The sequence below is a fragment of the Streptomyces sp. NPDC111520 genome (assembly GCF_055635295.1).
Map to the genome: position 1 here is coordinate 1 of NZ_JBVKBW010000037.1, position 24998 is coordinate 24998.

19 protein-coding genes and 1 pseudogene are annotated in these 24998 nt (G+C 70.4%); 9 read left to right on the forward strand and 11 right to left on the reverse strand.

What is annotated here, in order from left to right; translation table 11 throughout:
* Positions 1-82: 82 nt before the first annotated feature.
* A pseudogene (locus ACZ7MY_RS41515) lies at positions 83-1432 on the forward strand (UvrD-helicase domain-containing protein); the annotation flags it as partial.
* Between the two features lie 30 nt (positions 1433-1462).
* Here the strand turns inward: ACZ7MY_RS41515 and ku are convergent.
* The 3 genes from ku to ACZ7MY_RS41530 are packed head-to-tail and all read right to left on the reverse strand — an operon-like array spanning position 1463 to position 3839.
* Entirely contained in the window at positions 1463-2221 is a 759-nt protein-coding gene (ku, locus tag ACZ7MY_RS41520) for a non-homologous end joining protein Ku (protein ID WP_499611208.1), read from the reverse strand.
* 58 nt (positions 2222-2279) lie between these two features.
* Positions 2280-2807, reverse strand: a complete 528-nt coding sequence (locus tag ACZ7MY_RS41525; protein WP_499611211.1) for a DUF6233 domain-containing protein — start codon at positions 2805-2807, stop codon at positions 2280-2282.
* Between the two features lie 15 nt (positions 2808-2822).
* Positions 2823-3839, reverse strand: a complete 1017-nt coding sequence (locus tag ACZ7MY_RS41530) for a DNA polymerase Y family protein (protein ID WP_499611213.1) — start codon at positions 3837-3839, stop codon at positions 2823-2825.
* Positions 3840-4191: 352 nt separating this feature from the next.
* On the opposite strand from ACZ7MY_RS41530, the gene ACZ7MY_RS41535 reads away from it, so the two are divergent.
* From ACZ7MY_RS41535 to ACZ7MY_RS41555, 5 genes are all read left to right on the forward strand, one after another.
* Positions 4192-4344 carry a hypothetical protein gene (locus ACZ7MY_RS41535; RefSeq protein ID WP_499611215.1) on the forward strand — a complete coding sequence of 51 codons (153 nt, stop codon included), beginning with the start codon at positions 4192-4194 and terminating at the stop codon, positions 4342-4344.
* 1077 nt (positions 4345-5421) lie between these two features.
* Positions 5422-6861 carry an LCP family protein gene (locus tag ACZ7MY_RS41540; RefSeq protein ID WP_499611217.1) on the forward strand — a complete coding sequence of 480 codons (1440 nt, stop codon included), beginning with the start codon at positions 5422-5424 and terminating at the stop codon, positions 6859-6861.
* A 386-nt stretch (positions 6862-7247) separates the two neighbouring features.
* Positions 7248-8528: a serine hydrolase domain-containing protein gene (locus tag ACZ7MY_RS41545; RefSeq protein ID WP_499611220.1), complete on the forward strand. Its 1281-nt coding sequence runs from the start codon at positions 7248-7250 to the stop codon at positions 8526-8528.
* A 794-nt stretch (positions 8529-9322) separates the two neighbouring features.
* Complete coding sequence (locus tag ACZ7MY_RS41550; RefSeq protein WP_499611222.1) at positions 9323-10564, forward strand: bifunctional glycosyltransferase family 2/GtrA family protein; 1242 nt, start codon at positions 9323-9325, stop codon at positions 10562-10564.
* A complete protein-coding gene (locus ACZ7MY_RS41555; protein ID WP_499611224.1) occupies positions 10561-11904 on the forward strand; it encodes a putative hexosyltransferase in 1344 nt (447 codons plus the stop codon). Before ACZ7MY_RS41550 ends, ACZ7MY_RS41555 begins: the two co-directional genes overlap by 4 nt.
* Before the next feature lie 106 nt (positions 11905-12010).
* On the opposite strand, the gene ACZ7MY_RS41560 is transcribed toward ACZ7MY_RS41555, so the two are convergent.
* Positions 12011-12268, reverse strand: a complete 258-nt coding sequence (locus ACZ7MY_RS41560; RefSeq protein ID WP_499611227.1) for a hypothetical protein — start codon at positions 12266-12268, stop codon at positions 12011-12013.
* Between the two features lie 122 nt (positions 12269-12390).
* Positions 12391-12597 (reverse strand): hypothetical protein, encoded by a 207-nt coding sequence (locus ACZ7MY_RS41565; RefSeq protein ID WP_499611229.1) that lies wholly within the window; start codon positions 12595-12597, stop codon positions 12391-12393.
* Between the two features lie 216 nt (positions 12598-12813).
* Here ACZ7MY_RS41565 and ACZ7MY_RS41570 point away from each other — a divergent pair, with 216 nt between their 5' ends.
* Positions 12814-13767, forward strand: a complete 954-nt coding sequence (locus ACZ7MY_RS41570) for a serine hydrolase (RefSeq protein WP_499611231.1) — start codon at positions 12814-12816, stop codon at positions 13765-13767.
* Between the two features lie 90 nt (positions 13768-13857).
* On the opposite strand, the gene menC is transcribed toward ACZ7MY_RS41570, so the two are convergent.
* The 3 genes from menC to ACZ7MY_RS41585 are packed head-to-tail and all read right to left on the reverse strand — an operon-like array spanning position 13858 to position 17572.
* A complete protein-coding gene (gene menC / locus ACZ7MY_RS41575; RefSeq protein ID WP_499611233.1) occupies positions 13858-14976 on the reverse strand; it encodes an o-succinylbenzoate synthase in 1119 nt (372 codons plus the stop codon).
* Positions 14973-15869, reverse strand: coding sequence for a GNAT family N-acetyltransferase (locus ACZ7MY_RS41580; RefSeq protein WP_499611236.1), 897 nt, complete (start codon positions 15867-15869; stop codon positions 14973-14975). The genes menC and ACZ7MY_RS41580 overlap by 4 nt, the downstream gene beginning before the upstream one ends.
* 47 nt (positions 15870-15916) lie before the next feature.
* Complete coding sequence (locus ACZ7MY_RS41585; RefSeq protein ID WP_499611238.1) at positions 15917-17572, reverse strand: PucR family transcriptional regulator; 1656 nt, start codon at positions 17570-17572, stop codon at positions 15917-15919.
* Between the two features lie 160 nt (positions 17573-17732).
* Here ACZ7MY_RS41585 and ACZ7MY_RS41590 point away from each other — a divergent pair, with 160 nt between their 5' ends.
* Positions 17733-19331 carry an N-acyl-D-amino-acid deacylase family protein gene (locus tag ACZ7MY_RS41590; RefSeq protein WP_499611240.1) on the forward strand — a complete coding sequence of 533 codons (1599 nt, stop codon included), beginning with the start codon at positions 17733-17735 and terminating at the stop codon, positions 19329-19331.
* Positions 19328-20467, forward strand: coding sequence for a M20 family metallopeptidase (locus ACZ7MY_RS41595; protein ID WP_499611242.1), 1140 nt, complete (start codon positions 19328-19330; stop codon positions 20465-20467). Before ACZ7MY_RS41590 ends, ACZ7MY_RS41595 begins: the two co-directional genes overlap by 4 nt.
* Positions 20468-20547: 80 nt before the next feature.
* Here the strand turns inward: ACZ7MY_RS41595 and ACZ7MY_RS41600 are convergent, their stop codons facing one another.
* Genes ACZ7MY_RS41600 through ACZ7MY_RS41610 form a run of 3 tightly spaced genes read right to left on the reverse strand, consistent with a single transcriptional unit; the run spans position 20548 to position 24997 of the window.
* Positions 20548-21933 (reverse strand): serine hydrolase domain-containing protein, encoded by a 1386-nt coding sequence (locus ACZ7MY_RS41600; protein ID WP_499611244.1) that lies wholly within the window; start codon positions 21931-21933, stop codon positions 20548-20550.
* Positions 21930-23036 (reverse strand): ABC transporter ATP-binding protein, encoded by a 1107-nt coding sequence (locus ACZ7MY_RS41605; RefSeq protein WP_499611246.1) that lies wholly within the window; start codon positions 23034-23036, stop codon positions 21930-21932. The genes ACZ7MY_RS41600 and ACZ7MY_RS41605 overlap by 4 nt, the downstream gene beginning before the upstream one ends.
* Positions 23033-24997 carry a dipeptide/oligopeptide/nickel ABC transporter permease/ATP-binding protein gene (locus tag ACZ7MY_RS41610; protein ID WP_499611247.1) on the reverse strand — a complete coding sequence of 655 codons (1965 nt, stop codon included), beginning with the start codon at positions 24995-24997 and terminating at the stop codon, positions 23033-23035. The genes ACZ7MY_RS41605 and ACZ7MY_RS41610 overlap by 4 nt, the downstream gene beginning before the upstream one ends.
* Between the last annotated feature and the right edge of the window lies 1 nt (position 24998).

A 24998-nucleotide genomic window follows, 5' to 3' on the forward strand; every position in this document is an offset into this window, starting at 1 on the left:
TCCTCCACACCTACAACCACCACCGCTGCCACACCGCACTCGGAGGCAAGCCCCCGATCAGCCGCGTCAACAACGCTGCGGGTCAATACACCTAGACGCTGCCGGCCGCTTCCCCGGCACGGTGCTGTGCAAGACCGCGCACTCCCTGGCCTATGCCGCCGTCGGGCATCGCTACCGGGCCCGCTTGAACGGTCCCCGGCTGCCCGGTCGGCACACCGCCGACGCGCTCGGCATCACCAAGCCCATGCGCATCGGCAACCAGGTCGTCAGGCCCGCGACGTTGACCTCGACGGCGCAGCGCACCGTCACCAGGTTCTGCCAGTCCGCCGACCCCACCATCGACCACCACCATGTGCCCCCGCTTCGCGGTCTAGCCGCAAGCCTGCACGCGGAACTCGCCCGCCGCATCCTGCCCTACGCCCGCGCCGCGTGGGCCGACCTGCAGCACTCCAACACCGGCGCCGTTCGCTTCGAACACGACCACTACCTGAAGATCTGGGCCCTGTCCGACCCGAAACTGCACACCGACTTTGTGCTCCTGGACGAAGCCCAGGACACCAACCCCGTCCTCGAGCAAGTCCTGCTCAACCAGCGCGGCCACGCCCAGCTGGTCATGGTCGGCGACTCCGCGCAGGCCATCTACGGCTGGCGTGGCGCCAAGGACGTCATGACTGGCTTCGACGGCACCGCCCTGTCGCTGACGCGGTCGTTCCGTTTCGGCCCCATCCTCGCGCTGGAGGCCAATCGGTGGCTGGCGATCGCAGGCGCCCCGATCCGCCTGGAAGGCACCGAGGCGATCCCCACCGAGGTCGGTGCGGTGACGAAGCCGGATGCGGTGCTGTGCCGCAGCAACATCGGCGCCATGGCCCATATTTTCCGCTTCCTCGCCAAGGGCCGCAGGGTCGCGCTGGTCGGGGGCGGCCAGGCCCTGCGCGCTCTGGCGCTGGCCGCTCGGGACCTGCAGGACGGACGTCGCACCTCCCATCCCGAGCTGGTGCTGTTCACCTCCTGGGGCCAGCTGCAGGACTACGCCGAACACGACCCCGCCGGCGGTGACCTGCAGCCCCTGGTCGACCTCGTCGACCATCACGGCACGGACGCCGTCCTGGCCGCGGTGGGCCGCCTCGTACCCGAGAGCGACGCCCAGGTGACGATCTCCACCGCGCACAAAGCCAAGGGCCGCGAATGGCCCGAGGTCGAGATCGCCGACGACTTTTACCCGCCCAAGGACAGCGATGAACGCGACGAGCACGGCAACCCCCTGCCCGGCCCGATCGACGACGCCGACGCCCGCCTCGCCTACGTTGCCGTCACCCGCGCACGCACCCGACTTGACCTCGGCGGCCTGGAATGGATCAACGAACACCCCGACGGAAACCCTCCGGGGTCACACCCCCGGCCGACTGAGGACCTGATCGCTCTTGCAGGCTGAGCCGATCTACACGGACCAGTTCGGTCTGCTTCAGCGCTTTCCCGTCGCGCGGATGCTGGCCTCCAGTGCCGCCATCAGGTCCACTGGCGGCACCGGCTCTTCCGGCTCCTCCAGCCCGGCTCCGGTCATCTTCGCGGCCACCAACTGCTCCAGGGCAGCCGCGTAGTCGTCGTGCAGCCCTGCGATGTCGACTCCGGTGAGCTGGTCCATGAGCAACTCGGCGAGCTCCAGCTCGCGCTCGGTCACCGGCGCCGGGCTGGAGAGGTCGTCGGGCTCGCGGATTTCTTCCGGCCACAGCAGCGTGTGGAGGACGAGCATGCCGTGGCGCGGCTTCAGGATCGCCAGCTGCTCCCGGGTGCGCAAGGTGACTTTGGCGACGGCGACCGTCCCGTGCCGGGCCAGCGCTTCCACCAGGAGCGCATAGGGCCGCTGGCCTTGCTCGCCGGCCGCGCCGACCCAGTAGGGCTTGGCGTAGAGCAGTGGGTCGACGTCGCGCTCGTTGACGAAGCCGAGGACGTCGACGGTGCGCTTCGTTGGAAGGGGGAGGGCGGCCAGGTCCTCGTCGAGGAGCACGACGGTGCGGCCGTCAGGCCGGTCCCAGCCGCGCGCGATCTCCGACTGCGGGACCTCCACGTCTTCGCGCTCGCAGACCCTCCGGTGCCGGATGCGGGCTCCGTCGCTGGCGTGGACCTGGTGGAATCCGGTGCCGTGCTCCTCGGTCGCGGAGTAGAGATGGACGGGGATGGTGACCAGGCCGAAGCTCACGTAGCCGGTCCAGATCGCGCGCATACCGACAGCGTGAATGGCAGGGCGGTTCGGTGCGCGGTGGGCTACTCCGGCGCAGTGATCACGATGCGCCCGCGACAAGGCGTACTGGGACCAGGTCTCCAGAGCGCTCTGGAGAGGGTTCCGGAGAATCCTGATACGGCGGATTCGACACCCTCGCCTGGCTGGCGGGCCCGCTCACCTTCCAGCCCACGATCAGCGGACGACCCGGATCGCATCCGGTTCCACTGCCGGGGAATGTCCCGTCCGTGGCGTGTGTACCCGATAACGTCCTGCCGGTCTGCGGGTCGGGTTTGCACAGCTCGCAGGCTCGCACATCCCACCGGGCGGCCCATGCGGTGGCTTCGGCAGGGGTGAGTACCTGGCCGTCGTTGATCCAGCAGTCCTGGCGGTGCAGGACGTACCGGGCCGGTCGGCCTGCAGCGCCCGGGAGGCGCTGCAGGCGCCAGCCTGGTGCGGGGCCTGATACCCAGGGCTGGTCGCCGGTCTCCACCTCGTAGATCTGCTCGCGGACCCGGCGTAGCTGCTGCAGCAGATGGAACTCGATCACGCGGAGGCGGGCGAGTTCGGTGGGCAGGTCGTCGTGCACGGGTCGTCGACTGGGTCAGGCGCTGTGGCGGCGGTGAGCGAGTGCGCCCCGGGTGACAGCGCCCGGCCCGAAGCGGGCATTGAGCCGGTCGACGACCGGGTCCAGGCGTCGGCTGTTCTCGCGGCTGGCGTCGAGGCTGAGCTGCTGCGCTGTGCCCACTGCGTGGACCAGGTGCTCGACACGGACTGAGACTCCACGCACCCGGGCCCGCTCCAGACCGAGACGTTCGAACACTGCCATTGCCGCGTCCCGCAGGTCGTCGGTGAACGCGCTCGGCTCGGCCAGGGTCCGGGACCGCGACATGCTGCTGCCACCGGCGAAGGACACACCGAGAGCGATGCCCCGGGCGACCTGACGGCGTTCGCGAAGCTGATGGGCGAGGTCCACCACGGCGTCGAGGATTTCGGTGCGCACCAGAGACGGGTCGAGGGTGTCGCGGTCCAGGACCCGCTGGACCGAGATGCTCTGCGGCAGCTCGGACGGGGTGACCGGCCGCGGGTCGACGCCTCGTGCCCGCTCGTGCACCAGCCGCCCCTCCCGGCCACCCAGGATCCGCTGGATGGTTTGCAGGGGCTGGCGGGCCAGGCGGCCCACGGTCGTCAGCCCGTACTGCTCCAGCGTGGAGGCTTGGACCGGCCCTACCCCGTACAGGTCACGGACCGGCAGCGGGTCGAGGAACGCGCGGAGTGCCTGGTGATGGTCGGGGACGACGCGGATGCCGCCGCGGCCGGGATGCGTGGAGGCCATCGCCGCGACCGCCCAGGTTGCGGCCACACCGATGTGCACGGGCGCCCCGGCGGCCAGCGCCCGGGCCTGGATCCGCTGGGCCAGCTCGTATGGGGTGCGGTCCCAGTACCGCAAGGCGCCGGCGACGTCGGCGAGTGCCGCGGCCGGCGGCAGGGGCTGCACCACCGGGGTGACCTCACCCAGCAGCCCCAGCAGTGCCACGTACTCGGCCTCGCGCACCGTGCGGTCCGCGCGCACGTGCAGGACGTGCGCGCCGAACTCGGCGCGACGCGCATCATCGTGCATGCTCGCCGCCTCCACATAATCCATCGTACACCTGTTCTATTTTGGTGAGCGTGGACGTGCCCGGCGCTGCGGGTGGATCACGGAAAGCCCCGTCTTTGCTCTTCGTTTCAGTCGGTCGATCTGGGCCCCCAATGGCGGCGGTGTCGGGGCCCCTCGCGCACATCTGTCGTTGAGCATTCCGCCGCTACTCATCGGCCAATCGGAGACCTGCATGCCCAGGAAGCCCCGTCTCACCCTGGATGAACACATCGAGATGGGCCGTGTTCTTGCCGGCATCCGTGTCGCTCACCGCGCTGTCCAGCTCGACAGGGTGTACCCGAGCAGTGGAGCCGAGGGGGTACCCCACAAGAAAGTGGGCGCCGCACTGCGGGCGCTGGACGAGGCGCGCAGCACCCTGGAGACCCTGCTGTCCCGCGAGCACCCGGAAGCCGCCGAGACCACCGTCTACTACCCCTACCCTGAGGACCGCAGCGTCGTCATCGCGCCCGACAGGCCAGCATCGTGAACGCCCACTGAATTGAGGTCGACCGTGACGATCGTGGGAACGGCCTCTGTCCCGGGCGGCAGCCAGTGCGGGGACCACAGCCAGTGCGTCAGTGCCTGGTCAGTCGCCGGCGGCCACGAGGTGTTGGCCAAGGGGTCCTGACCGAAGTCGCGCAGCAGACGTGCCTGGCTCCGCGTGCGCGTACCGCAGGTAGGCCTTGTGGTGCAGGGAGTAGAACGCGGTGAAGGTGTCCGGGAGCACCGCCGCCAGATCTCCTCAGAACACGGGCCGTGGCCCATGCCCGACACGGGGCCTCTCCCGTCCCGGCGGGGGAGGGCGTTACTCGTCTTCAACGAGAAGCACCTCAAGGCCGTGGCGATGATGACCCGGGCTCCTGATTGGCCACTGACCACCGAGGTGACCGATGTCGCTGGACGGGTCCATCCCCGGATGCTGCTGACCATCTCGGCAGGCGACGACAGTGCGTGGCTCGACCCCGAGTACTAGGGCACCGAGGACCTCCGCGGCCTCCTGACCGCTCGGTGGAACTGCTTCCGGATGCCTTCACGGTTTCGTGGCGTGGTTGTCTGCCAGGTTCCTGCAAAGGTGCTCTGTACCGTGCCCAACCATCCGCGAGCAGTGCTGTCCGGGGCCCAACGCGTCTCGGCAGTCGCGGAGCTGAACATCACCCATGATCCGCGCTACGGCGTACTCGGTGACTGGAGTGACCAGCACGTTCATGGGAGGGTCTACATGCGTCATGGCGAGAGCCCTGGGAGAGCGAGCTCCCCCCACGATCCCCACGAAGCTGGGTGGGGCAGTGATCCGTACCAGGCTGAAGAGCGCTGTGGGTATGTGCCACCGCAGTCCTCGCACGGTGGCTGTCAGCCGCGTGATCCGTTCGGCGCCGCCATGTACGACGACTCGGAGTTGCTCCTAGCTGAGTCCGCTCTCGCCCCGGAGGCGCAGCTTCCGGCACCGCCGCGACAGCGCCGCCCAGGGGGGGACTCTGTCTCCGAGGCGGCCGGGGGCCACGGCAGACGGCGGAGCGGTCGCCGACGTAAAAGGGGCCGACGGCGGGCTTTGCGGTGGGTGGCGGTGGTTACCTCGCTGGTGATAGTCGGGGCGGCGGGCGCCGCTTGGGCCTACTACCGTCACCTGAACGCGAACATCAAGAAGGACGCTCTCAACATCGGCGCGAAGAGAGCTCCCAAGAGCAAGGCGAACGCGGCGGGTCAGACTCCCCTGAACATCCTGCTGCTGGGCTCGGACGGCCGGAACAACGCCGCCAATCTCAAGCTCGGTGGCGCCAAGGAAACCGCCGGCCAGAAGCCGCGCGCCGACGTCCAGATGCTGCTGCATGTCTCCGCCGACCGCAGCAACATTGCCGTGGTCAGCATCCCGCGCGATACCCGCATCACCATCCCCAAGTGCACCGACGAAGACGGCACCGTCTACCCCGAGACGTCGTCAGAGATCATCAATGCCAGCCTCCAGCACGGCGGACCAGGCTGCACAGTGGCCACCTGGGAAAACCTCACAGGCATCCACATCGACCACTTCATGATGATCGACTTTGCCGGAGTGGTGTCGATGGCCGATGCCGTCGGCGGCGTCCCGGTCTGCGTCGACAAAAACGTACAGGACAGCAAGTCCGGGTTGAAGCTCCGCGCAGGCACCACGGTCATCAAAGGCAAGCAGGCGCTTCAGTGGCTGCGAACCCGGCACGGCTTCGAGTTCGGCAGCGACGTCGGCCGCACCCACGCGCAGCACATGTACATGAACGCGATGGCGCGGCAACTGAAGTCAGGCGCCAAGCTCAGCGACCCGGGCAAACTGATGGGACTGGCTGAGGCGGCGACCAAGGCGCTCACCGTCGACGAAGGCCTGGGCACCGTCAAGAAACTGTACGACCTGGGCAACGACATCAAACGGGTACCCACTGCCCGAATGACGACCACCACCATGCCGTGGCGCGAAGACCCGCAGAACCCGCAAGCACATGTGGTGCCGGGTCCCGACGCAGCCAAACTCTTCACTTTGCTACGCAACGACGACCCCATCGACGGCAAGGCGTCCGGGAAGAAGGGAAGGACTCCTTCCCCGAAGCCCGCCAAAACTTCGGCCAAGGCCGCGATAGAGATCATCGTGCAGAATGGGACGGGTACGGCTTCTGAAGCCGCTGTGGAGGGCCGGGCGGGTGCTGTCTCCGAACACCTGGCATCCCTCGGGTACGCCCGGGCAGCCGCGGACAACACGCCGAAATCCCAGTCCGGCACCACGGTCACCTACTCCCGAGGTGACCAAAAGCCCGGTGCCTTGGCGGTTGCTGGATCGCTTGGCCTGCCGACCAGTTCCGTACAAAAATCGGACGCTGTCGCATCCATTACCCTGGTGATCGGCGCCGACTGGAGGACCGGAAAAAGTTACCCAAAGCCGGATCTTGCCGACACCAAGAAAGTCCTGAAAAACGCAGACGCGCTTAACGCCGCCGACGAAAACGCGTGCATGAAGGTCAACCCTTACAACACCTGGTAAGCCTGATGTTGATCGGTAAGGGTGATTCCGTACGGCCACGCCGTCGTGCGGGGCCGCCCGGTGACCAGCACGTGCTTTGTCCGCTGAGCGGGGGAGTACGACCAGCAGCGCAGACATCCTCAAGAGGGCGGGATCTGGATCGTATGCCGCCATCTTTCCACTGCGGTTTTAGGTAATGCGCCAGGCAGAGGAAATGCCAGCCATATCTAGACAGGGAACCGGCATAGTCCTGGTGACAGTCTCCCGAGGGAGGCTAAGGCCGGGTTCATCCCTGCGGCGGAGGCGCGGATACATCCGTGCGGGCGAGATCGGACACCCCGACGGCACCGAGGCTGGAAGCACGCCGGGTGGCCAAGAGAGGCGACCCGCATGAGAAAGGGCGCAGAATGCCTGACAAGTCCTCCGGTCGCCTCGGCCGTCGTATGGCCACTCGTCGCAACGGCGCGATCGCGGCGGTCCTGAGTGCCGGTGTACTCCTCTCGGCCAGTCCCGTGGCGCATGCTCTCGGCTCCGCAGACCATCCGGCTGGCCCCGAGTCCCTGAAGCCGGCCGCCTCGGTCTCTCACGGCTCCTCGGCGCGGCACCTCACCCCGGGGGTGCGCGCACAGCTCGACCGTGCCATCACCAAGGTCATGCGCCAGGCTAAGGTACCGGGCGCGGTCGTGAGCCTGTCGATACCCGGCAAGGGCGATTACGTCCGCGGCTTCGGAGTGGCCGACAAGGACACCAGGGCCCCGATGTCCACCCGCGCCAACATGCGAATCGGCAGCGTCACCAAGACCTTCACTGCCACCGTGGTGCTGCAACTGGTCGACCAGAAGAAGGTGCACCTGGACGATCCGATCTCCCGGTACGTGCGGGGTGTGCCTCAGGGCCACCGCATTACGCTTCGGCACCTACTGGAGATGCGCAGCGGACTCGCCGAATACATGGCCGACCAGGACTGGGGGATGGCCTGGGCAACCAACCCGCACCGCCAGTGGAAGCCCGCGGAACTCCTTCCCTACTCCTTCAAGCACTCTCCCGAGGCCGCCCCCGGCACCAAGTACCACTACAGCAACACCAACTATGTGCTCCTTGGCATGGTGGTGGAAAAGGTCAGCGGCGAATCACTCGGCCGCTACCTGCAGCACCACATCCTCAAGCCGGCCCACCTGCAGCACACTTTCCTTCCCAAGGGTGCCGAGTTCCCGGCACCGCGTGCCCATGGATACACCGGTAACCCGCTGAGCGATGACAGCTCGATCGTGGACGCCACGACCTGGAACCCATCCAACGGAGGCGCCGCCGGCGCCATGATCTCGACCCTGGCAGACGTCCAGCGCTGGGCACCCCTTCTCGCAAAGGGCAGCCTGCTTAAGCACACCACGCAGGTGGAACGCACGAAGTTCCTGCCCACGGACATCAAGGGACTGGGGTACGGCCTGGGCCTGTTCAACAACCACGGATGGATCGGGCACAACGGCTCCCTGCCCGGCTACCAGACGCTGGCTGTCTATCTCCCGCAAACCAAGGCCACCCTGGTACTGCACGCCACCACGGATGTCCGATACCAGGGAACTTCACCGAGCACGCTCATCGCCAAGGAAGTCACCAAGATCGCGACCCCGCACCACGTCTACGACATCCCTGCCCCCAAGCCGGCACCTTCCCCCAGGGGACGCTGAGCAACCGCGCCTCTGACTCACAAGCGATAGACAAGAGAAAGTCGTGGGCCGGCACCGTTGACGGAGCCGGCCCACGACAGTTGGGGAAGCTGGCGGACTTGACCTTGCCCGAGACCATCCAACGGACCTGGTAGGGCGCCTCTTACTGCGGACCTCATTGTTTTTCAGACCCGCATGTCGGTGGACAGGTTGGCCGCAGGCGAGGCAGCAGGGAGCGACCGCCCCTTCTCGCGGGCGCATGCGGTGGCATCGGGTTCGCGCTGGTTCACGCGGCTTCCTCCACCGATGCGATCCAGCGGTCAAACTCCGGCGGCGGATGCGCACGGCTTCGTTCGGAGAGCTTGATGGCCCGGGGTCCCTTCTTGAGCTGATGCCACGGTCGAAGGAGGCTCGGGGAACGCCGATCTCCGCGATGACCAATGTCGGAGGTTGCTACCGAAGCGCCTGCGCAGCTCACGTGGGTTTCTCTCCCTCCACGGCTGAGCGCCGTGTCATCTTTCTCCTCCCGCGTTCCCGCCCTGCAAGGACAACGCCCGGACGAAGTCCCGTTCTGTGGCATCCGTGACCATTTCCCGTGGCCTCGGCGCTGAGGGTGCTGGGCTAGATTCGGCGTTACACCATTTCGGGGCGTACGGCGCTGTTGGCCCCGGCGGCGAGGCGGACGCAGTGACGTCCCGCCAGGCCCCAGGTGCCCCCCTGAGCGTCGTCTGCCTGCCGAGGATTTCCGGGAAAAGCCCTTGGACTTGGCACCACCCTGCACCAGAACTTAAAACGGATAAGTAGTGAGATATGCCTTGCCTGTCACTGCGGCGGACCGGTGGCCCCTGCGCACGGCGCTGCCCGTGCACCACCCACAGCCCGTCCTGGACGTGGTCGTCCCGGTGTTCAACGAGGAGACCGCTCTGGAACCGGGCGTGCGGCGCCTGCACGCGCATATGTGCGCCACGTTCCCTTACCCGTTCCGCATCACGGTCGCGGACAACGCGAGTACCGACGACACCCCGCAGATCGCCGCCCGGCTGGCCGGCGAACTGCCGGGGACCGAGTGGGTGCGGACGGCCGATAAGGGGCGCGGCCGGGCGTTGCACGCAGCATGGTCGTCCTCCAAGGCCCCGGTACTCGCGTACGTGGACGTGGATCTGTCCACCGAACTGACCGCGCTGCTCCCCCTGGTGGCACCCTTGATCTCCGGGCACTCCGACATCGCCATCGGAACACGACTGGCCCGGGGCTCGACCGTTGTGCGCGGCCCCAAGCGGGAGATCATCTCCCGCTGCTATAACGTCCTTTTGCGCTCCACCCTGGCCGTGGGCTTCTCCGACGCGCAGTGCGGCTTCAAGGCGGTACGCCGTGACGTCGCCGAGCGGCTGCTGCCTTTGGTGAAAGACACGGGCTGGTTCTTCGACACGGAGCTGCTGGTGATCGCCGAACGGGCCGGGCTGCGGATCCACGAAGTTCCGGTCGACTGGGTGGACGACCCCGACAGCAGGGTCGACATCCTGCCGACGGTGCTGGCAGACCTGCGCGGTATCGCCAGGATCGCCCGGGCACTGGGCCGCGGCTCCCTTCCAGTCGCCGAACTGTGCCGGTGCGAGGGCACCACGCAACCAGGAGGCCTCACCGTCCAGCTGACACGATTCACTGCCGTGGGAGTGCTGAGCACAGCGGCATACATACTCCTCTACACAGCCTTGCGTCCCGCGGCGGGACCGCAGTCCGCCAACGCCCTGGCACTGCTGATCTGCGCCCTCGCCAGCACGGCTGCCAACCGGCGACTCACCTTCGGACTGCGCGGCCGGGGCGGCGCGATGCGCCATCAGTTCAAGGGCCTGACCGTATTCGCGGCCGGCCTGGCCCTCACCAGCGGTGCGCTGGCCCTACTGCGCGCCGGGACCTCCAATGCCGCACTTCTGGTGGAAGCAGCGGTCCTCATCGGCGCGAACCTGGTCGCGACGCTGCTGCGTTTCCTGCTCTACCGGTCCTGGGTGTTCCCCGCCCACTCGCATGCCGGCCGGACGGGAGAGAAGGCTTCATGACCAACCCAGCCCGAAGCTCCGACCACGGCACCTCTTCCCTTCGATTTCCCGCACCACCGGAACTCACCGCCCTGGTCACCACGGCTTCCCAGACCGCCGCGGCCGAGCACGGCCGATGGCGGCGACTGCGCCGAGCAGCGCGTCATTACACGCCCGTGCTCGCGCTGTACGGGACGCTCAAGCTGATCGGCTTCACCGTCTTCCTCTACCTGCTGCACTCCTCCGGGGACTACCTGGGCAAGCAGCCGCGTTACGGCGGCGGCGCCCATGCCTGGGACGTTCTCGCCACCTGGGACGGCTGGTGGTACCAGCAGATCGCCGCGCACGGATACCACCCCGCGCTCGTACCCGTTCCCGGAGCCACCGGCCTGGTCACCCTGGAAGGCAACTCGGCGGCGTTCTTCCCCCTCTATCCGGCCCTGATGAGGTTGGTCTCCGCATGCACGGGCCTCAACCTGTTCGGGGCCGGCCTCCTGGTCTCCGTCGTCACCTCGTTCGCGGCCGCGCTAGGGATCTACGCCGTGACCACCCGGCTCGGCGGAAGGCAGGCCGGGCTCGCCGCCGCCGGACTATGGGCCGTATGGCCGGGGTCGGGCATGGAATGGTCAGGCTATTCCGAATCCCTCTACACCGCCCTCGCCGTCTGGGCCTGTCACGCCGTCATGTGTCGTCGATGGCTCACCGCCGGGATTCTCACCTGCGCTGCGGGCCTCACACGCCCCACGGCCTCCGCACTGATCGCAGCCCTCACCATTGCCGCCCTGCTCTCACTTCTGCGGCAGCGAAAGGAGATACGGCAACCAGCCGGACTAAGGTGGCCGGACCTCATCCTGCGCCCGGCGGCGGCCGTCACGATCGCCCCGCTCGGCCTGCTCGGCTATCTGCTGTGGGTGGGCCACCAGATGGGCGACTACGGCGGCTATTTCAAGCTCCAAAAGCACGCTTGGGCCCACGAGTTCGACTACGGCGCCCACAGCCTCAAAGTGTTTCGGTCCGTTCCCGTGGGCCACTTCGACTACCTCTATGCGTGGCCCTACGCGGACATCGTGAGTGTGAGCACCGTCGTGCTGGCACTGATCTTGATCCCGCTGCTGATGTGGCTGCGCCCCCCTGCCGTGCTGATGACATACACCGCGCTGACCCTCGCCCTCGTCCTCGGCAGCCAGCAGATCTTCGCCAACGTCTCCCGCTATCTACTCCCGGCCTTCCCGCTATTCATCCCCGTCGCTGTCGCCATGCGCGGGCTCGGACCTCGTACACGCTTCACGGTGCTCGCCATCGCCGCGGCGGCCTCCGGTTCATATGCGGGCTACGTCCTCTTCGAGCTCGGCATTCCATAGCGTGCGGGAACGCCCGCCGCAACACAGGTGACGATGAAAGGCCGCGCCAGCACTCCGAGGAGGCCTGTGTGATGTCGTGATCAATCTTGCCGAACCGGATTCGCCGTCACCATCGCAGGCCACGCACGCACTGCCCCCAACTCACCAGCCGACCATCCAACATGGATGCGCAACACGGCCCCCAGAGCAGCAGAGTGCGCATCAGCAGGCACCGGGCGAAGCAGCGTGATTGACTGCCTGCGTGACTGCGCAGGCGGCGTGCGCTGCGCACCAGGTGCGCAATGTCGATGCGGTGCTGGAACCCGTGGATGGTGCCGGCGACCCGTGCGTCGATCTCTTCGGGCGTGACGTCGTCGACGTGCACGGTGCTGGTGACGCCGTCGATCGGGTAGAGCAGAGTGGGCAGCGGCTTGTGGATGGCCGGGCCGTGCCGCTTGATGAAGGCCTGTGCGGCGCCCGGTTCGGACGTGTGGAGCGTGGGCGGGATCAGGAAGCCGGCGGCCGCGGGGCGGCGAGCCCGGAGGGCTTGAAGTCGGCGTCGCCGATGCGGTGCGGATGGTGGACGTACCGGCAGCCCGGCGGCGATGCCAGGAGGCTGCCGATGCCGTAGCGGGCCTGTCCGACGGCGAAGCGGGTGGTCTGCGTGACCGGGTCCAGTTCGGCGCGGGCGTAGGCGGCGCCGAAGCCGGGCACGGGGCTATCCGCCCCACGCCCCACGGAGCCCGGTGCATGTTCCGGCGCCATGGTTCGCCCACCGCAACGCGGCTGCCGTCCTTGTTGCTGCCGACGAAGACGCGGTCCTTCTCCTGTGTGCATGCTGCTCCCGCGCCTCGTGCCCCGTGTTCCCGGCGAAGGTGACACGGGCGGGGCGCCCCCGAGTGACACGACATCCTGGAAGGGGTCAGCGCCATGAAGGAGACCACGACGACGGTCGGTAGTGCGCCCGGAGGTCGCAACGGGGCCCAGACCGGTCCCGAGGAGGTGCGGCGCGCCATTGCCGAGGCGTTCACGGCGGCCGGATCCGCGGGGTCCGTCCACGCCGTCGACATCGACAGTGGTGTGCAGTTCGAGTACGGGGCGGACGACCCGGTGCTCCTGGCCAGTGTTTGCAAGATCCCGATCCTTGTGGAGCTCCACGCCCGGGCCGACGAGGGCGCGATCGACCTGAGCAGTCGTATGCTCCTGCCGCAGGCAGGCCGGTCGCCCGGTCCGACCGGGTTGTCGGTCATGGTCGACCCGGTCGAGGTCTCGCTGCGCGACCTGGCCTACTGGATGATCAGCGTGAGTGACAACGCCGCGACCGACGTCCTGTGCGAGCTGCTCGGCATCGACGCCGTCAACGCCCGGATGGAGAGGCTGGGCCTGAAGGAGGTACGTGTGGAGGGAACCTGCAAGGACATCTACGACGCGTTCGATGAAGTACTGGGCGGCGCCGACGTCACCGAGCTCAGTGCTGCGCAGATCGATCGGCTGCGGGGGTCCCGCGCGCTGCACATCCCATCCGGCACCCGCGGGACGGCCCGCTCTCTGACCGCTTTGCTCTCGATGATCTGGCAAGACCAGGCGGCGTCGGCCGAGTCCTGCACGGCGATGCGCCGCATCCTCGGGCTGCAGGTCTGGCCGCACCGGCTGCGCAGCGGCTTCCCGGGCGACTCGGTGACCGTCGCGGGCAAGACCGGCACCCTACCGTTCGTCCGCAACGAGGTCGGGGTGGTGGAGTACCGGGACGGCGGCCGGTACGCCGTCGCCGTGTTCACCTGCCCCGATTCGCTGGCGTACGCGAACCCGCCGGCCGACGCTGTGATCGGGACCGTGGCCCGCATCGCCGTCGACCACCTTCGCGGGGCACGGCAGACCGGCTGACATTCCGACGCCTCGCGCGGCAGCCGGCCCCGCCCGGAGGTCCGGCTGCCGGCGGTGGGGGCTCGGGGCGTGGCCCCGGGCCCGTGAGACCTATCGCAGGCAGTCCAGGGTCACCCAGTGGCTGGAGACGGTGACCTCCGCAAGGACGTCCGGCTGGATCTCGACGCCGAACCCCGGTGCGTCGGGCACCTGCAGGTGTCCGTCAGACAGGACGAAGGGGGCGGTGATGTCCTGGGCGTAGTACCGCGCGGACGCCGAGGTGTCCCCGGGCAGGACGAAGCCGGGAAGCGCGGCCAGCGCCACGTTGGCGGCCCTGCCGATCCCGGTCTCGAGCATGCCCCCGCACCACACCGGGGCCCCCATGGCGGTACAGACGTCGTGGATGCGCCGGGCTTCCAGGTAGCCGCCGACCCGGCCGGGCTTGATGTTGACGATCGAGCAGGCCCCGGAGGTCAGCGCGTCGGCCGCGGCACGCGCCGAGGTGATCGACTCGTCCAGGCAGACGGGCGTGCGGATCCGCTTGGCCAGTTCGGCGTGTCCGCGCACGGCGTCCTCGGCCAGGGGCTGCTCGACCAACAGCAGACCAAACGGGTCCAGGAGGGCGAGCTGGGGTGCATCGGCGAGGGTGTACGCGGTGTTGGCGTCGACCTGGAGCAGCAGTTCGTCGCCGAAGCGTTCGCGTACGGCCCGGACGGGTTCCACGTCCCAGCCGGGCTGGATCTTCAGTTTGATGCGCAGATAGCCCTCGTCCAGGTATCCGGCCACCGCGTCGAGCAACCGGTCGACCGAGTCCATGATCCCGACGGAGACACCGGCCGGGACCCTGTCGTGCACCGCACCGAGGTAGCGGGCGAAGGGCACTCGGGCGGCCCGCAGTTCGGCGTCGAGCACCGCCATCTCCAGGGCCGCCTTCGCCATGCGGTGCTCCTTGACCGGTGCGAGCAGCGGGGCGAGGTGTGCGGCCGTCACGTCGGCAGCCGCGGCGAGCCGGGGCAGCAGGAAGCGCTTGACGACGTGCTCGGCACCGTCGAGGTACTCCGCCGAGTACAGCGGGTCGCTCATCGCCACACACTCGCCCCAGCCCTCCGCCTCGGGGGTGACGATGCGCAGGAGCAGCAGCTCGCGGGCGTGCTGGGTGCCGAACGATGTGCGGAACGGCTCGACAAGTGGCATCCGTATGCGCCGCAGTTCGCATCCGGTGATCTTCACGAGGGGTTCCTCCGGGTGAGTAGGTAGTGCCCGGACCGGGTGCAGGTCCGGATCGTGTAGCCCTCGGCGAGGGCGCCGGTCAGGGCGGTGCGCAGGGCGAGCCGCCACGCGGTGGCGCGGGCCGGGTTCTCGCTGCGCACGGCCTCGATGTCGGGGGGTATCCAGACCAGTTGGGCCTGCGCGCTGGTCGGGTGCGGTTCGGGGCCGCCGTCCGCGCCCTGCGCCAGCCGCGGCTCGGCACGAGCGGCGGCACCGGGTTCCACGGGGCGGCGGCCCGGCACGCCGTCGAGGCGTTCGACGACGTGGGGGGCGAGTAGCGGCCAGGTGAGGTGGAGTCGGTCGCTGTGCTGGCCCGCGTTGATGCCGTCGGTCATGTCGCCGTAGAAGTCGGTCAGGTACTCGGTCGCCTGGGCACCGAGCTTGACCAGGTTGAAGTGGGCGTTGCGCCGTACCAGCGGGTCGAAGGTCCAGGTGATGTTCTCGATCCCGCGGCGGACCGCCCAGTCGCGCTGGTGGAGTTTGAGCGCGAAGCCGATGCTGCGTCCCTGGGCGCCGGCCCGGACGCCGCTGATGTGGGAGTGCAGCGTCGGCCGGTCGCGCAGCCCGAGGAAGCCGACGGACGCGCCGAGCAGTTCCTCGCCCTCGAAGGCACCCACCACGTAGTTGCCCGTATGGGCGAGTGCCCGCATGAGGTCGGAGTTGAGCGGGGGGCGGTCCGGGACGGTGTTCCAGACGTCCGCGAACAGGCGGACCGCGCTTGTCAGCGCGGCCAGGCCGGTGAGTTCTCGCACGTCGACTCCGGCACGGGCCTGGGCGGCCGCCGCGGCGGCCGCCGCACGATACCGCGCGTCGCTTGCGGCGCCCTTGAGGGCGGCTGAGGGTGAAGTAGCCACCCCCTTACTTTGTTTGCATCCGCCGGCGACTGCTTCGTTGCGGCAGATCAATCCTGGCCGGGGACTTGGTGGGCGCCGACCACGCGGCGTCCTTGGTCGGCGGCTGTCGCCGCTCGGCCCTCCCCGACCGTCAGCCGCAGCTGCAGCCAGAGCACCAGGCGTTGGTCCGCGTCCCCCAGGTCCACGCCGAACAGCTCCCCGACCCGGCGGACGCGATACCGGAAGGTGTTCTGGTGGATGTGCAGGCGGTCCGCCGCGACGGTGGTGTCGCCGAAAGCGTCGAGATAGGCCAGGAGGGTCTCGGCGTACCGGGTGCCCTTCTCGGCGTCGTGGCGCAGCATGGCGGTGACCGAGGCGAGCTGGATCCGCGGGTTGCCGGCGACGGTCTCCTGGAGTTCCTGCAGGATCGCCTGGCAGCGCACGTCCTCGATGGAGGCGACACGGGTACCGCGTGGTCCGGTGGCGAGCACGGCCAGCACTCGGTCCGCCTCCTGGCGTGAGCGCCGCACGTCCGCGAAGTCGGCGACCGTGGATCCGATACCGGCTCGCAGCCGGGTGTGCAGCGACTCCTCGCAGCGGCTGACGACGGTGGCGGCCAGTGCCGCCAACCGGGTCCGGGGCATGTCCTCCGCAAGCGGGAGCAAGGCGTACACGACCGGGCCGTCCACGACACAGGAGGCGGCGGAGGCCAGCGTCTCCGCGCAGGCCGTGACCAGGTCCGCGACCTGCAGGCCGAGGACGCCGACCGGAGTGCCGGACGCGGAGGGCAGTTCGAAGGCGAGCACGGTCATCAGGCCGGATTCGATGCCGAGTCTGGCCGCGGAAGGGGGCCGGCCTGCGAGCAGGGAGCGGAGCAGTTCGCCGCGTGCCCGGCGCTCCAGCTCCGTGGCGCGGCGCAGCCTGAGCAGGTGGAGCGCCGCCACCCCTGCGGCGTCGGCCAGTGCCTGCTCCGCCTCGGGGCCGAGCGGGTTGCCGGACTCCACCGCCCAGAGGGAGCCGAGGAGTTCGGTACCGGCGCGGACCGCCACGGCGATGCGGGGCAGCGGCGCGGCGTCACCGATCCGGATGACGCCGGGGGCGCGCCACAACCGCCGGTAGATCCTCTGGTAGCCCTCGTCCCGGGGCACCTGCCGCCCGAGGATGGTGTCGCGCCGCGGGTCGTCGATCGGCTGGCCGGGAAGGTTGGAGTAGGCGAGAACCCGCTGCTGGGGGTCCTCCACGGTGATGGCCCCGCCCACCATCGCCGCCACGGCGTTGGCCAGACCGAACAGGTCACCGACCGCGCCGGCCGAGGGGAGACCCGGTCCGTCCTGCCCGGCGTTGCCCGCGGCGGCGGCGAGTAGTGCGTCGACGTGCCGCCAGGGAATGACGTCGGCGACGGCGAGCACGGCGACGCCGGCGGCCGTGGCGGCCTTAACCAGCGGGCCGGTGTCGGCCCCGCGGGTCTTGAGGGCGATTGCCGCGACGTGTGCCCGGCCCAGGGCCGGCAGGGCGTCCAGGAGCGCCTCGGCGTCGGGACGCATCCCCACGGCCAGCAGCATCGCGCCGGCGCGGGCCGGCCCCTCGTCCTCGGTGACGTCCAGGACGGTGTGCTCGGTCACCGGGATGTCACAACCCGCCGGTGCGGTGAGCAGGCGGGCGGCGGAGGTCCCGAGCAGACCGAGGATCCGTGCCAGGGAGGGGTGTGCGCAATGGTTCGTCACGTTCGGTCCTTCCAAAGCCCATACGGTCGCACGCCCGGCCCGGCACGGGTATGTGCGCGGCCACATGGCCGCCGGGCGGGATTGGTCGCCAAGGACGAGGTGGGGGCGGTTGCCCGCGGCGAGACTGCCGTCGCAGGCAACGACAGTGGGGAGAGACGGCGTGTACGACCTGAAGTTGTGCGGGGGAACCGTCCACGACGGCCTGGGGTCGAGCGGCGTGCGGGCGGACGTCGCGGTGACGGGCGACCGGGTGGTGGCGGTCGGCCCCGGTCTGGGGCCCGCCAGGCGGGTGATCGACGTTGAGGGGCTGGTGGTCGCGCCGGGATTCATCGACCCTCACAGCCACTCGGACATGGTCCCGATGATGTCCGAGCCGCAGCCTTTCAAGCTGTTCCAGGGCGTGACAACCGAGATCGCCGGCAACTGCGGCTATTCCCCGGCCCCGATGGACGACGCGGCCGCCCGGGAGGCCCGGGCCCTGTTCGGTGACCTGGCGGCCGGGGCCGCGTACCGGGAGCGGTCCTTTGCCGCTTACCTCGACGACATCGAGGCCGCCGGTCCCACCAATCACATGGCCGTACTGGTCGGGCACCACACACTCCGCCTGACGGCCAACGGGATGGACCGGCGGCTGGCGCCGGGGGCGCTTCAGGCTATGTGCGCGTTGGCCGAGGAGGCGTTCACCGCGGGTGCCGCCGGACTGTCCAGCGGGCTGATCTACACCCCGGGAGCCTACGCTGACATCGAGGAACTGGTGGCACTCGGCAAGGTCGCCCACCGGTGGGGGCGCCCGTACGCGACCCACATGCGGGACGAAAGCGACGCCTTGGAGGACGCCCTCGACGAGGTGATCGAGATCGGCCGGCGGGCACGGATCCCGGTGCAGATCTCGCACTGCAAGGCGGCGGGCCGGCCCAATCACGGCAAGTCCGCGGTGCTGCTGGAGAAGCTGCACGCGGCGCGGGTGGCTGGGGTGGACGTCCGCGGCGACCAGTATCCCTACCTGGCCGGCGGCACCATGCTGCACGCCCTGCTGCCGCCCGAGGCGCTCGCCGGAGGCGCCCAGGCGCTGCTGGCCCGGATGGCCGACCCGGCCGAGCGTGCCCGGCTTCGTGCCAGGGCCGAGGACCCGGCGCAGGCGGTTGCGGCGGGGCTGTGGCGCCAGGTATCGCCCGCCGACGTGCTGATCAACCGTCACCGGGACGCCCGCACCGTCGGCCGGACCCTGGCGGGGATCAGCGGCGCGGACGACGCGTGGGAGGTGCTGTGCTCCCTGATCACGGCCGATGTGAACGCGATGATCGTGCCGACCATGATGGCCGAGTCCGACCTGCGCGCGATCATGGCCGATCCGCTGGTCGGCATCGGCTCGGACAACGGCATGCCCACCGGGCTCGACCATCCGCGCACCTGGGGCTGCTTCCCGCGGTTCCTGGGCCACTACGTACGGGAGGAGAAGGTGGTCGACTGGCCAGAGGCGGTCCGCAAGGCGACCTCGGCGACCGCCGCCCAGTTCGGCCTGGTCGGGCGCGGCTGGGTGGGGCCAGGCGCCATCGCCGACCTGTGTGTCCTGGACCCGGAGACGGTCGGCCATGAGGGCACCTACGCGGTGCCCGACGTCAGGCCGACGGGTATCCCATACGTGGTGCTCGCCGGAGAGGTCGTGGTGGACTGCGGGGAGTTCACCGGCGGGCGGCAGGGCCGTGTGCTGCGGGCGGGCCACGGCGAGCGGGCTGCCGGGAAGGCGGTGGCGAGGTGAGGCGCGCCCCGCTGCTCGCCGCGGCCGCCGCGCAGGCGCCGCGGATGCGGGACGAACTGGCCGCGCTGGTGGAGCGGGAGTCGTACTCGGCGGACCTGCCGGCGCTGCACTTGTGTGCGGACCTGGTCGCGGAACTCGGCACCCGGGCGCTGGGGAGCCCGCCCCGGCGCCTGGAGTCGGCTGGGCGGCCCCACCTGCTGTGGCCGGGCTCGGGCAGCGGCGACGTGCTGGTGCTCGGCCACTTCGACACGGTGTGGCCGACCGGCACGCTGGCCCGGTGGCCGTTTGCGGTGGACGGCGAGCTGGCGACCGGCCCCGGTGTCTTCGACATGAAGGCCGGCATCGTGCAGCTCTTCGCGGCCCTGCGGCTGCTGCCCTCGATCGAGGGCGTCGCGGTCCTGCTCACCAGCGACGAGGAGCTCGGCGCCCCGTCCTCGAGGGCGCTGATCGAGGACACCGCCCGCGGCTGCCGGGCGGTGCTGGTGCCGGAACCTAGCGCGGACGGGGCGCTGAAGACCGCGCGCAAGGGCATCGGCACCTACCGGCTGGACGTCGGCGGACAGGCGGCGCACGCGGGACTGGAACCGCACAAGGGCGTCAACGCCACCGTGGAAGTCGCCCGCCAAGTGCTGCGCATCGCCGCGCTGGGCGACTGCGCGCAGGGCACCAGCGTGACCCCGACGGTGCTGTCGGGCGGGTCCTCGATGAACACGGTTCCCGAGCAAGCCTCGGTGCGGGTGGACGTGCGGGCATGGTCGGCGGCCGAGCTGGAGCGGGTGGACGCCGCCCTGCGCGCGCTGGAGCCCGTGGCCGCAGGTGCCCGCCTGGAACTGGACGGGGGCATCAACCGGTACGCGCTGGAGTCCGCGTACTCGGCGCACCTGTTCGCCTCGGCGGTGCTGGAGGCCCGGGCGCTGGGGCTGGCCCCGCTGCGCCAAGCGGCGGTCGGCGGCGGCTCGGACGGCAACCTCACCGCCGGGCTCGCAGTGCCCACCCTGGACGGCCTGGGCGCGGTGGGCGACCATGCGCACGCGCCGGGCGAGTACGCCGACCTGTCCGCGATGCCCCAACGGGCAGCGCTCCTGACGGCGTTGATCGGCCGGCTGCTGGGCCTCGGCCGCGGGGCGGCCCGATAGGGCCCGGGAGCCGGCCCGCTGCGGACTACGGTCGCCCTGCCACCGGACCCCGGCCCCCGGCGGCAGGGCGCTCCATGCGTTCAGCCGGTCTTCGGCGTGGCGCGGGCACCGAGGTGGATGTAGCGGGAGCCGTCGCCCAGGGTGTACAGGACGACGGGCGTCCACGCGGTGAAGTCCTGCTCCCGGGCGACGAAGAGGCCGACCTCCGGGTCGACGGCGGTCAGCGGCATCCGGTGCGGCGGTTCCTCGAGACCGGCCAGCCCCTCGGTGACGGTCACGGTGAGTTCCGGCGTGCCGTCCTCGCGCGGGGCGAGGTCGATGCGTACGCCGTGGCGCTCGTAGAGCCCGTACCAGTCGGCGAGATCCACCGGGACGGGCTCCGCGGGCGGCTGCGGCGGCTCGGGCATGCGCAGCCCGGCGATCTCGGGGAGTATCTCGTTCACGACCGCCTGGAAGAGTTCCCGGGTGCGTCCGCCGTTGGTGAGCAGGACGAGGACGACCTCCTGGTCGGGCAGGACGCGCAGGAAGGCGCTCTGGCCGACGGTGCCGCCGTCGTGGCCGTACAGGCTCCGGCCCTGCCAGGTCGGCAGGAACCAGCCCAGGCCCCAGTGGTCGGCGACGGTCCAGCGGTCCGGCACCGCAAGCTGGGGCTCGCGCATCGCCTGCGCGGAGGCGGCGGACAGCACCCGGGTGCCGTCCGCGGCGAGGCCGTCGGCGAGGTGCATGCGGGCGAAGGCGACCAGGTCCCCGGCGGTGGCGACCACGGCGCCCGCCGGTCCGGCCGAGCGCGGGACGCCCCAGCGCGGGGCGGGCCGCGGCCAGTCGCCGGCTTTGCCGTCCGGCACCGGCAGGTGCCCCATTGCCGCCCGGAAACGCAGCACGTCCTCTGGCAGGGTGAAGGTGCGTTCCAGGCCCAAAGGGGCCAGGAGCCGCTCGTGCAGGGCGGTGTCCCAGACCTTGCCGGTGAGCGTCTCCACGACCCGGCCTGCGATGGCGAATCCGGTGTTGCAGTACGACTGGGTGGCGCCGATGGGGTGTGACTGGCCCAGCAACGCGCAGCGGGCAGTGAACCGCTCCAGCACATCGTCCCCGCGGCCGGTGTCGGTGAACACGTCGCCCTGGATGCCGCTGGTGTGGGTGAGCAGGTGGCGCATGGTCACCGAGGCGGTCACGTCCGGGTCGGCCACCTTGAACTCCGGCAGTACCTTCACCACCGGATCGTCGAGGTCGAGCAGCCCCGCGTCGACCAGCTGCATCACCAAGGTGGTGGTCAGGGTTTTGGTGATGGAACCGACCTGGAACAGCGAGTCGGTGGTGGCCTCCACCCCGGTGCCGCGGTGGAGCACGCCCGCCGGCGCCAGAACGGTTTGGCCGTCGGCGTGCACGGCCAGCGAAGCGCCGGGTACGCGATGCTCCCGGGCGAGCTCTTCGAGCCGCCGCCCCAGTTGTGCCTGGTCCAGTGTCAAGGGTGCTCCTTCGTCGCGGTCTCATCATCGGTGGCGGCCACCGCGGCGAGCGGGGTGCGCCCGCCGCCCGACGGGCCGTCGGGTTCTTCCGCCCTCCTGGGGCCGGCCGGGGTCGAACCGTTCGCCACGGGGCCGCAGGTCGCCGCCGGTTCGTCGGCGAAGTGACAGGCGGTCCGGTGGGGTCGCCCGGCCGCGCCGGACTGCGGGTCCAGGGTCAGGCACACCGAACGGGAGGCGTCGGTGCGCGGCCCGACGGGGCAGCGGGGGTGGAACCGGCAGCCCGTCGGGGGGTGGTGGGGGTCGGGGGCGTCCAGGTCGCCGACCGGTGCGTCGAACTCGCGCCAGGAGCGGCCCAGTTGCGGCACTGCTGCCAGCAGGGCCCTGGTGTAGGGGTGGCGGGGCCCGGCCAGCAGCTCCTCGGTGGGCGCGGCCTCCACGATGCGGCCCAGGTACATCACGGCGATGACATCACTGACGTACCGGACCACCTCAAGGTTGTGCGAGATGAACAGCATCGAAGTGCCGGAGCGGGTCTGGATGTCGCGGACCAGATTGAGCACCGCGCCCTGCACCGAGACATCGAGGGCGCTGGTGATCTCGTCGGCGACGATGACGTCAGGGCGCACCGCGAGCGCCCGCGCGAGGGCAACCCGCTGCCGCTGGCCACCCGACAGGCGCCCCGGGAGCGCGCCCGCATGATCCGGGGACAGCGCGACCAGATCCAGCAGCCGACCGGTCTCCCGGCCGCGCTGCTCACGAGTCAGGCGCGCGCCCGGGCGGCTCCGCAACGCCTCGTCCAGGGCCCCGCCGACGGTCATCCGAGGGTTGAGCGAGGCGTACGGGTCCTGGAAGACCATCTGGATCCGCCGGCGGGCGGCCGCGTCCGAGGCGATGTCCCGGCCGTCCAGCAGGACCCGGCCCGCGGTGACGGGGGCGAGTCCGACGACGGCGCGGGCCAGGGTCGACTTGCCCGAGCCCGACTCCCCGACCAGGCTGACGATCCTGCCCGGGGGCACTGCCAGGCTCACCCCGTCGACCGCTGTCATGGCCCGCCGTCCCCGCCCGAACCGCACGGTCAGCCCTTCGATCCGCAATCCGCTCATGCCTGCTCCGCTGCGGTGGTCTTGGCCTCGGTGCGGTCGGCCGGGAGCGGCGGTCGCGGGTGCCAGCAGGCGACCCGCCGGCCGTCCCGGAACTCCAGTGGCGGCTGCTCTGCGCGGCACCTGTGCGAGGCGAACCGGCAGCGCGGTGCGAAGGCGCAGCCGGCCGGCCGTTCGACGGGCTGCGGGGGCCGGCCGGCAATGGTGGCCAGCGGCCGGTCCCGGTCGCTGCCCATGTGGGGCACGGCGGCCAGAAGCGCCTCGGTGTACGGATGGGCGGGGCCCGCGAGCAGGGCGTCGGCATCGGTGTCCTCCACGATCCGGCCGGCGTACATCACCACCACCCGCCGGCACAGCGAGGTGACGACTGAGATGTCGTGGGAGATCATCACGATCGCCGCTCCGGTGTCCTCGTTGGCCCGGCCCAGGAGCCGCACGATTTGCTCCTGGACGGTCACATCGAGCGCGGTGGTCGGCTCGTCGGCGACGATCAGTTCGGGTTCCCCCATCAGGCCCATGGCGATCATGGCGCGCTGCCGCATGCCACCGGACAGCTCGTGCGGGTACTGGCCCATCCTGATGGCCGGGCTGGGGACACGTACCTGGTGCAGCCGGTCCTGCGCCAGCCGCACGGCCGCCGCGCGCGGCAGGCCGAGGTGGACCTCGCTGGCCTCGGTGAGCTGGCGGCCCATCCGCAGCGCGGGGTTGAAGGAGCTCAGTGGGTCTTGGAAGACCACCGCGGTCGTCGAGCCCAGCAGCCTGCGTCGCTCGGACGTGCGCAAGGTCCCGGGGTCCCGCCCGGCGATCTCCATCCGGCCGGCGGTGACCCGGCCTGGCTCCGGGACGAGCCCTGCGATCGCCATGGCCGTCAGCGTCTTGCCGCTGCCCGACTCCCCGACGATGCCGACCGTTTCGCCGCGCCGGACGTCCAGGGTGACGCCCACGACGGTGTGCAGCGGCCCGGACGGGCCGGGAAAGACGACGTCGAGGTCGTGTACGCGCAGGGCGTACGCGGCGGCGTCGGCCACGGGCCCGCGGGTCTCCGGTCCGGCCGTCGCGGCCCGCGCCGGACTTGCCGTGGTGCGGCGCGGTGCCCTGCGGGACCGGCACCGGCCGGTGGTCCGGGCAGCGGCGGCCGGTTCGGCGCGGACGAGCGCGGTCGCGGTATCGCCAAGGGCGTTGAAGACCAGCCCGGCGACGACAATGGCGACGCCAGGCGCGAGAGCCGCGGCGGGGGCGGTGTAAATGCGGTTGAGGTTTTCGCTGAGCAGGCGCCCCCAGTCGTAGTCGGGCGGCTGGACCCCCAGTCCCAGAAAGCTCAGCGCCGAGAGGGCGACCAGCATGCCGCCGACCTGCAAGGTGGTGGTGACGATCAGCGGTTCGGCGATGTTGGGCAGGACATGGCGAAGCATCAGGCGTGACCGGCGTACGCCGAGGATCCGTGCGGCGCAGACGTAGTCCGAGCCGGACACGGACGAGGCGAGGGTGTAGGTCAGGCGGGCGTACGGAGGGGCAGTGGCCACGCCGAGGGCCAGCACCGCCCCCTTCGCTCCGACGCCCACCACGGTCGCCACGGCGAGCGCCAGCAGCAAGGCCGGGAAGGCGATCGCGGTGTTCATCACCGACTCCCACGCCCGGCGACCGTGGTGGCCGAGGACGGTGGGGAACGCGCCGAGCAGCACCCCGGTCACCGCGCCCAGGAGGGTCGCCAGCACCGCGAGAACCAGGGACAGACGGCTCCCGGACAGGACCCGGGCGAGCATGTCCCGGCCCAGGGAGTCGGTGCCGAGCAGATGCTGCGCGGAGGGTCCCTGCTGGGCCGCGGCCACGTCCAGGTGCCCGGCGTCGGCGCCCCAGATGACCGGGCCGAGCACGGCCAGAAGGACCAGGAGGAGCAGGCCGAGGGCACCTGCCATGCCGGTGGGACCGATCCGGGGGACGGGCCGGCTGCCTTGCTTGGTCACC

Bases quoted from the DNA above. Each gene is read 5' to 3' on its own strand.
- ACZ7MY_RS41605 (WP_499611246.1), bottom strand. From the start codon at position 23,036: ATGAGCGGATTGCGGATCGAAGGGCTGACCGTGCGGTTCGGGCGGGGA.
- ACZ7MY_RS41545 (WP_499611220.1), top strand. From the start codon at position 7,248: ATGCCTGACAAGTCCTCCGGTCGCCTCGGCCGTCGTATGGCCACTCGT.
- ku (WP_499611208.1), bottom strand. From the start codon at position 2,221: ATGCGCGCGATCTGGACCGGCTACGTGAGCTTCGGCCTGGTCACCATC.
- ACZ7MY_RS41570 (WP_499611231.1), top strand. From the start codon at position 12,814: ATGAAGGAGACCACGACGACGGTCGGTAGTGCGCCCGGAGGTCGCAAC.
- ACZ7MY_RS41555 (WP_499611224.1), top strand. From the start codon at position 10,561: ATGACCAACCCAGCCCGAAGCTCCGACCACGGCACCTCTTCCCTTCGA.
- ACZ7MY_RS41530 (WP_499611213.1), bottom strand. From the start codon at position 3,839: ATGCACGATGATGCGCGTCGCGCCGAGTTCGGCGCGCACGTCCTGCAC.